The 8,245-nt window shown below is 72.5% G+C and carries 7 protein-coding genes and 1 pseudogene; 4 read left to right on the top strand and 4 right to left on the bottom strand.

Annotated features, from left to right (window positions below):
• Window positions 1-341: 341 nt before the first annotated feature.
• From J7E94_RS33705 to J7E94_RS33715, 3 genes are all read right to left on the bottom strand, one after another.
• On the bottom strand, window positions 342-764 hold the full coding sequence (locus J7E94_RS33705; RefSeq protein WP_215020627.1) for a Zn-ribbon domain-containing OB-fold protein: 423 nt from the start codon (window positions 762-764) through the stop codon (window positions 342-344).
• Window positions 761-1,213: a DoxX family membrane protein gene (locus J7E94_RS33710; protein WP_215020633.1), complete on the bottom strand. Its 453-nt coding sequence runs from the start codon at window positions 1,211-1,213 to the stop codon at window positions 761-763. The genes J7E94_RS33705 and J7E94_RS33710 overlap by 4 nt, the downstream gene beginning before the upstream one ends.
• Window positions 1,214-1,321: 108 nt before the next feature.
• Window positions 1,322-2,092: a maleate cis-trans isomerase gene (locus J7E94_RS33715; protein WP_215020628.1), complete on the bottom strand. Its 771-nt coding sequence runs from the start codon at window positions 2,090-2,092 to the stop codon at window positions 1,322-1,324.
• 189 nt (window positions 2,093-2,281) lie between these two features.
• Here J7E94_RS33715 and J7E94_RS33720 point away from each other — a divergent pair, with 189 nt between their 5' ends.
• From J7E94_RS33720 to J7E94_RS33730, 3 genes are all read left to right on the top strand, one after another.
• A complete protein-coding gene (locus tag J7E94_RS33720; RefSeq protein WP_251057629.1) occupies window positions 2,282-3,436 on the top strand; it encodes an NAD(P)/FAD-dependent oxidoreductase in 1,155 nt (384 codons plus the stop codon).
• 205 nt (window positions 3,437-3,641) lie between these two features.
• A complete protein-coding gene (locus tag J7E94_RS33725) occupies window positions 3,642-5,876 on the top strand; it encodes an acetate--CoA ligase family protein (protein WP_215020630.1) in 2,235 nt (744 codons plus the stop codon).
• A gap of 285 nt (window positions 5,877-6,161) precedes the next feature.
• Window positions 6,162-6,995, top strand: a complete 834-nt coding sequence (locus J7E94_RS33730; protein ID WP_215020631.1) for an enoyl-CoA hydratase/isomerase family protein — start codon at window positions 6,162-6,164, stop codon at window positions 6,993-6,995.
• Between the two features lie 15 nt (window positions 6,996-7,010).
• Here the strand turns inward: J7E94_RS33730 and J7E94_RS33735 are convergent, their stop codons facing one another.
• Window positions 7,011-7,505: a VOC family protein gene (locus J7E94_RS33735; RefSeq protein ID WP_215020632.1), complete on the bottom strand. Its 495-nt coding sequence runs from the start codon at window positions 7,503-7,505 to the stop codon at window positions 7,011-7,013.
• Between the two features lie 240 nt (window positions 7,506-7,745).
• Between J7E94_RS33735 and J7E94_RS33740 the strand changes: the two are divergent.
• A pseudogene (locus tag J7E94_RS33740) lies at window positions 7,746-8,245 on the top strand (IS200/IS605 family accessory protein TnpB-related protein); the annotation flags it as partial.

The following is an 8,245-nucleotide window of genomic DNA, read 5'->3' on the forward strand; positions in this document are numbered from 1 at the left end:
GACTCCAGACAGGACCTAGGGCGGCGAGGCAGGCCCATATGGGAATGATGGTGGAACGGGCAGACAAAATGATCCCCCAGGGACAGTTGTGAAGTCCGCAGAGGTTATAAGGCCCATCCAGCCCACCACTGACATTGATACTCGTAGCGGGTTCCGGTGGTCGTGGCTCTGCCACTGACTGACAGCGGTGGGTTCACGACATCTCCCTTGCCATTGGTCCGCAGGTTCGCCCGGGCCGCCGTCGGGCGGCCGTAAACCCGCCCACGGATCTGGGCGAGCGCCCGGACCGGAGCGTGCGGACCGGAGCGTGCGCCAGAGGGCGGGCCGCAGGCCGTTTGCGCCTACGCGGCCGCCGGTGTGAACACCGGGACCCACAGGTCCTGCGCCGCCTCGCGGAAGGTGACCCGGAGGGGCATGGCGATGCGGAGGTCGGGTGCGGCGCAGTCCACGATCTCCGTCATCATGCGGGGGCCCTCCGCCAGGTCCACGACCGCCGCTGTGTAGGGGACGCGGGTGCCGAACGGCGGGAGGTCGTTGCGGTGGATCACCGACCAGGTGTAGAGGGTCGCGCGGCCGCTCGCCGCCTCCCACGTCACGCGGTCCTCCCCCGCCCAGCAGAACGGGCAGAACTCGCGCGGGTAGTGGTGCGCCCGGCCGCAGTCCGCGCAGCGGCGCAGGAGGAGGCGGCCTTCCGCCGCCGCGGCCCAGTAGGGGTGGGTGAACTCGTCCGCCTCGGGGAGGTCGTGCCGCACCGGCCCGGTCATGTGAAGAGTCCCATCGCCGCGTCCAGGGACCACGTCTGCCAGGCCATGGCGAAGAGGGCGACCAGCGAGATGAGCGCCATCATCGCGTTCTGGCCCTGCTCGGCCCAGTCGTGGATCATCAGCACCAGGTAGAGCAGGTTCAGGAGCAGCCCGCCGACCAGCGCGACCGGGGTCAGGAAGCCGACTACCAGGCCCAGCCCGAGGGCGAGTTCCGCGTAGACGACGATGTACGCCATCAGGCGGGGCCGGGGCTGGACGATCTTCTCGAAGCCGCCCTTCACGAAGGGCCAGCGGTGTTTGCCGGCCACATCGGCGGCCCAGGCCATGCCGGTGCCGCGCTCGAACCAGCCTTTCTTGTCCTTGTGCCGCCAGCTTTCGAGCCACCACAGGCCGAGGCCCACCCGGAGCACGGCGAGCCATTCGGCACCGCTGAGCCAGACGGTCTGCATGGTCTGCACGGTCTGCACGGTCTGCATTGATCGGTCACCCACCCACACCCCATTGATCTGACGGTACGTCAGTTCAGCGGATCCGGGGCGATCGCGCAAGGGCTCCGGCTAGGCGGTCGTGAACAGCCTGCCGTACCGCTCGATCCCTTCCGCCGGCGCACCGGCCGCGCGCAGGGCCGCCCAGAGGAGGACCTGGTTCGCGGTCAGGACCGGGCGGCCGAGCGTGGCCTCCAGGGCCTCGATCGCGCCGACCGCACGGAAGCCGTTGCCGCCGACGACCACCGCCTCGGCCGCGTCGGGAACCTGCGCGGCCACCCAGTCGTGGAGGGCGTCCGGCCGGATCAGCGCCTGCCCGCTGGGCAGGCCGCACGGGGCGGCGTACGGGACCTCGAACCCGGCCTCCTCGTAATAGCCGCGCCCCAGGTCGTTCAGCGTCTCGTCGAACCACGGCGGGTCGACCAGGGCGAGCCGCCCGACACCCAGGACGCGCAGCGCGTCGACCGTGGCGGCGCAGGTGGCGACCACCGGCAGGCCCTGGGCGCGCTCGCGCAGCCGGGCCAGCATGTGCGCCTCGGCGCGTGCGCCGATGACGTACGCGGAACTGGTGAAGGCGAAGGCGATCGCCGCCACCGGCGCGGCCGCCAGCAGCCCGGCGGCCTCGTCCACCCCCGGCGGCTCCGAGAAGGCCCGCACGGGGGCGAGCGGAATGGTGGGGTCCATCACGCCGCCCCGCCCCATCCCGCCGAACGGCACCCGGGCGGTGTGCAGGCCCACGTCGAGCGGGGCCATGGCGCGCAGTTCCGACTCGGGGCCGACATCGGCTTGCGGGGTGAGGACGCCGAGACGGACGCGGACGTCCCACCCGTCGGGCTGCCACATCGCGCGTTCCTCTCCGAGGGGCCGGGATGCCCCACTTTGTCAGCGTTCGGTCCGCCGTGCCGCAGAGCCGCGCCGGGCGCACCGCCACCCGTGATCGATCCGCAATCGATTCCCTCCTCGTCCGAGACCCATCAACCCAGCGTGGCGATACGCTCACACCTCATGCCCGGACTCCCCACAGCACCTGACATGACCACCCAGCCGCGCCCCGTGTACGTCATCGGCGCCGGCCCCGGCGGCCTCGCCGCAGCGGCAGCGCTGCGCGCCCGCGGGGTCCGCGCGGTGGTCGTCGAGAAGTCCGACGCGGTCGGCGCCTCCTGGCGGCGCCACTACGACCGGCTCCACCTGCACACCACGCGCCGGCTCTCCGCCCTCCCGGGGTTGGCCATGCCGCGCCGCTTCGGGCGCTGGGTCGCGCGCGACAACGTCGTGCGCTACCTGGAGAAGTACGCGGAGTTCCACGAGCTGGAGCTGGTCACCGGGGTCGAGGTGACCCGCATCGAGCAGGCGCCCGACGGGGACGGCTGGATCCTGCACGCCTCCGGGGGCCGGGAGCTCACGGCGGGGGCGGTCGTCGTCGCCACCGGCTTCAACCACACGCCCGCGCTCCCCGACTGGCCGGGCCGCGACACATACGGCGGCCGGCTGCTGCACGCCGCCGACTACTGCGAGCCCGCGCCGTACGCCGGCCAGGACGTCCTCGTCGTCGGCGTCGGCAACACCGGCGCCGAGATAGCCGTCGACCTCGCCGAGGGCGGGGCCGCCCGGGTGCGGCTCGCCGTGCGCACCGCGCCGCACATCGTCCGCCGCTCCACCGCCGGCTGGCCGGCCCAGCGCACGGGGATCCTCGTACGCCGGCTGCCCGTGCCGCTCGTGGACCGGCTGGGCGCGCTCGTCGCCAGGGCTTCCGTGCCGGACCTGTCGGCGTACGGGCTCCCGCGGCCCTCCTCCGGCCTGTACAGCGGGGTCAGGCAGGGGGCGATCCCGGTCCAGGACGTCGGCCTGATCGACGCCGTACGGCGGGGGCAGGTCGAGCCGGTGGCCGCCGTGGAGTCCTTCGAGGGCGGCGAGGTGGTGCTCGCGGACGGGACGCGGATCGCTCCGGACGCGGTGATCGCGGCCACCGGGTACCGGCGCGCACTGGAGGGGCTGGTGGGCCACCTGGACGGCGTGCTCGACGAGCGCGGGCGGCCGCGCACCCACGGCGCCCGCACCCCGGCGCAGGCCCCGGGCCTGTACTTCACCGGCTTCTCCAACCCCATCAGCGGGATGTTCCGGGAGATGGCCCTGGACGCGGAGAAGATCGCCAAGGCGGTGGCCCGAAGCCTCCGCACGAGGAGCTGACCGCGGCCGAAACCGCACTCTGGACCGCTCTCGGAGGGATCTGACACCGTTCCACAGAGGGACCTGACACCGTTCCACACACCACCTCCACCAGCTTTCCTGCGCAGCCCTGTTCCTGACGGCTCGTCAGTTCAGTAATCTGACTACGCGTCAGCTATTGAGTTGAGGTTCCATCGAGGTTCATCGAGCAGGAGCGGGCGGAACGATGCTTGGATCTACTCACGGCACCCTCACCACCGACTTCCGCGCACGTGTCCACGCCTGCGGGGAGTCCCCCAGGACGGCCGTCCACTCCACCGCGGCACCGACCGCGGAGGACGCGGTCGCCGTGGACGTCAGCGGACGGCCCCTGCACGCCGACGTGCCCGACCTGGACCGGTTCTTCCGGCCCGAGTCCGTGGCCGTCGTCGGCGCCTCGGACGCCGAGGGCAGACCGAACACCGGCATCACCCGCCAGCTCATCGCCTGGGCGGAACGCGTCGGTGCCCGGATCCACCCCGTGCACCCCACCCGCCCCACCGTCTTCGGGCTGCCCTGCCACGCCTCCGTGGCCGAGCTTCCCGAACAGGTGGACCTCGCCGTCCTCCTCGTCGCCGACCCGCTGCCCGTCATCGAGGAACTGGCGGAGACCAAGGTGAAGTTCGCCGTCGCCTTCGCCTCCGGCTTCGCCGAGACCGGCGACGCGGGCGCCGCCGCCCAGGCCCGGCTCTCCGCCGCCGTCCAGCGCTCCGGCCTGCGCCTCCTCGGCCCCAACACCAACCTCAACGCCTTCGAGGAGTTCCGCGACGACCTCGACGGCCCGGCGATCGCGCTGATCACCCAGTCCGGCCACCAGGGCCGGCCCGTCTACACCCTCCAGGAGCTCGGCATACGGCTCTCGCACTGGGCGCCCACCGGCAACGAGGCCGACCTGGAGACCTCCGACTTCATCTCCTACTTCGCCGAGCAGCCCGAGGTCGGGGCCATCGCCTGCTACGTCGAAGGCCTCAAGGACGGCCGGTCCTTCCTCCTGGCCGCCGACCGGGCCGCACGCAAGGGGGTCCCCGTCGTCGCCGTCAAGGTCGGGCGCACCGAGACCGGCGCCCGGATGGCCGCCTCCCACACCGGGAAGCTGACCGGCGCGGACACCGTCGTGGACGCCGCGATGCGGCAGTTCGGGGTGATCCGCGTCGACGGCCTGGACGAGCTCCAGGACACCGCCGCGCTGCTCGCCCGGGCCCGTAAACCCCAGGCCGACGGGGTCGTCGTCTACTCCATCTCCGGCGGCACCGGAGCCCACTTCTCCGACCTGGCCACGGAGGCCGGACTCACCCTGCCCACCCTCTCGCGGGCCAGGCAGGACGAGCTCCACCAGTGGATCCCGGAGTACCTGAACGTCGCCAACCCCGTCGACAACGGCGGCCACCCGGTCGGCGACTGGCGCGGCCGCAAGATCATCGACGCGATCCTCGCCGACCCGGCGGTGGGCGTCCTGATCTGTCCGATCACCGGCCCCTTCCCCCCGATGAGCGACAGGCTCGCCCAGGACCTGGTGGACGCGGCCGAAGCCTCGGACAAGCTGATCTGCGTGATCTGGGGCTCCCCGGTCGGCACGGAGGACGCCTACCGGAGGGTGCTGCTGGGCTCCTCCCGCGTGGCCACCTTCCGTACGTTCGGCAACTGCATCACCGCCGTACGGGCCTACCTCGGCCACCACCGCTTCACCGCGTCCTACCGCTCCCCCTTCGAGGACGCACCGCGCACGCCCTCGCCCTCGTACCGCAAGGCGCAGGCCCTGATGCGGCCCGGACAGCAGCTCAGCGAGCACGCGGCGAAGCAGCTGCTGCGGGCGTACGGGATCCGGGTGCCCCGGGAGCAGCTCGTGACGAGCGCGGCGGCCGCGGTACGGGCGGCCGGGCTCGTGGGCTACCCGGTGGTGATGAAGGCCTCGGGGCCGCAGCTGGCCCACAAGACGGAACTGGGACTGGTCAAGATCGGCCTGACCTCGGCGAGCCAGATCCGCGACGCGTACCGGGAGCTGACCGACATCGCGCGCTACGAGAACGTGCCGCTGGACGGGGTCCTGGTATGCCAGATGGTGGAGCGGGGGGTGGAGATGGTCGTCGGCGTCACCCAGGACGACCTCTTCGGCCCGACGGTGACGGTGGGGCTGGGCGGGGTCCTGGTGGAGGTCCTGCACGACGCGGCGGTGCGGGTGCCGCCGTTCGGGGAGGACCAGGCGCGGGCGATGCTGGGGGAACTGCGCGGCCGTGCGCTTCTGGAGGGCGTGCGGGGGGCTCCGCCGGCGGATGTGGACGCGCTGGTGGAGGTCGTCCTGCGGATCCAGCGGATGGCTCTGGAGCTGGGCGACGAACTCTCCGAGCTGGACATCAACCCCCTGATGGTCCTGCCCCGGGGGCAGGGAGCGGTGGCGCTGGACGCCCTCGCCATCTGCCGCTGACGGTGCCCGCGCCCGCGCCTCAAACGCCGGCGGGGCTGAAATTGCGCTCTGCGCAATCCAGCCCGCCAGGCATGCGACGCCGGCCACATCCAGCTTCGCCGGCGTTTGAGGCGCGGGGTCCGGGGCGGAGCCCCAGGTGTTCAGCCCGTCCGGCGTTTGAGGACCGGGGCCGGGCCGAGCCCGGTTTCGGGAAGGGGCGGGGTGGGGGAAGGCCCCGCGCAGCGGCACGACCGGCAACCGCACCGCCAGATCGGTATTCCACCACCCCGAACGGGAGTTCAGCCCATGACCACCACCCCCGCCCCCGCCCCCGCCCCCGAGGACGAAGTCCTCCACCGCACCGACAGCGGCGTCGCCTGGATCACCCTCAACCGCCCCGACGCCATGAACGCCGTCACCTGGGACCAGCGCGAGCGCGTCATCGCGCTGCTCGCCGACGCCTCCGCCGACCCGGCGGTCCGCGCCGTCGTCATCACCGCCACCGGCAAGGGGTTCTGCGCCGGCGCCGACCTCCGCGGAGCGCCCCCCGCTCAGGGCAGCAGCGGCGGTGAGCGCGTCGCCGGTGACGTGGCCCGCATGATCCGGCTCGGCGCGCAGCGCCTGATCACCGCGGTCCTCGACTGCGAGAAGCCGGTCATCGCCGCCGTCAACGGCACGGCCGCCGGCATCGGCGCCCACCTCGCCCTCGCCTGCGACCTCGTCATCGCCGCCGAAACGGCCCGGTTCATCGAGGTGTTCGTCCGCCGCGGCCTGGTCCCCGACGGCGGCGGCGCCTACCTGCTCCCCCGCCTCCTCGGCCCGCAGAAGGCCAAGGAGCTGATGTTCTTCGGCGACGCCGTCCCCGCGGCCGAGGCCGAGCGCCTCGGCCTCGTCAACAAGGTGGTCCCGGCCGAGGAGCTGGAGCAGACCGCCCGCGCGTGGGCGGAGCGCCTCGCGCAGGGCCCCACCCGGGCCATCGCGATGACGAAGCAGCTGGTCAACGCCTCACTGGACGGCGACCGGGCAGCCGCACTGGCGGCCGAGGCCACCGCCCAGGAGATCAACATGACCACGGCCGACGCCAACGAGGGCGTGGCGAGTTTCGTGGAGCGCCGAACGCCCAAGTACCTCGGAAAATAGCCCGGTGGGACGCCCCTACATCTGCGGGTTCGGCTTCAGCAGGGCGAAGACCGCCCCCGCCGGGTCCGCCAGCCACGCGATCCGCCCGACCTCCGGGACGTCCGACGCCGGCATGACGACCGACCCGCCGTTCGCCGTGGCCGCCGCGACCGTGGCGTCGACGTCCGGGACGTTGAAGTACGGCGTCCAGCGCGACGGCTCACCCTGCCCCTGCTGCGGTGCGATCCCGCCGAAGGAGGTGTCCTGCTGGTCCCCGTCGGCGGTGCTGAGGACCCGGTAGGTCATCCCGGGCGCCTGCATCTCGGCGTGCCTCCACCCGAACAGCGCGGAGTAGAAGCCGAGGGCCGCGGCCGGGTCCGGTACGTGCAGCTCCACCCAGACCAGCGTGTTGTCGGCGGAGGCCAGCCCGAACCCGGCCGTCTTCCCGGGCTGCCACATGGCGAACTCCGCACCCTGCGGGTCGGTGCACTGCGCGAGCCGGCCCTCGCCCATGACGTCCACGGGCTCCATCCGCAGCTTCCCGCCCCCGGACTTCACGGCCTCGGCGCCCGCCTGGATGTCGGGGGTTGGAACTGCTGTCTGGTGACTGGGTTTGAGTGTGTTCTGGCGTGGATTAGTGAGTGCCTCGTCCGTGGTGGTGGGTCGATGCCGGGCGGGAACGGAGGTTCTTGTATCGAATGGGTGACCTTTGTTGGGGGTGGTCGTTGGGTGGGGGATGGGTTCTTTCGGTACCGGGGTGGGTGCTGGGTGGTGGGTTGGTTGCGGGAGTTGTCGGCGCCGTTCGTCGCGCTCGGGCCCACGGGTGTCGCGGTACGGACCCGGCTGAAGGACCTGTCGCCCGGGGATGAGGAGGTGCTGGCCCTGGTCGGCGCGCACCTGGGCTCGCTCGCCTCGAAGGACCTCAGGACGCGGTGTGCTGATGGGCTGGAGCACTCCGGCGACACGTGGGCGGTCCGGAAGCGGGAGCTGACGGCGCTGTCGTCGTCGCGGTGGGCCGGGGCGATCACCAAGGCCACCCACGACCAGTGGGCACTCGCCCGGCGCGGCCAGGCAGCGCACGTCCAGAACCTCGAAGCAGGCGTCAAGACGATCGAGCACCGGCTGTCGCTGCCCGTCGGGGAGAAGGGCAGCAAGCGTGCCCCTGGCGGATACCGGGGCAAGCGGGAGTGGTTCGCCAAGGCCCGCCGCCTGCAGGTGCTTCAAGACCGGCTCGATGCGGTGCGGGCGGACCGCGAAGCCGGGCGGGTCCG

It is taken from the genome of Streptomyces sp. ISL-94 (assembly GCF_018614075.1).
Taxonomy (GTDB): Bacteria; Actinomycetota; Actinomycetes; order Streptomycetales; family Streptomycetaceae; genus Streptomyces.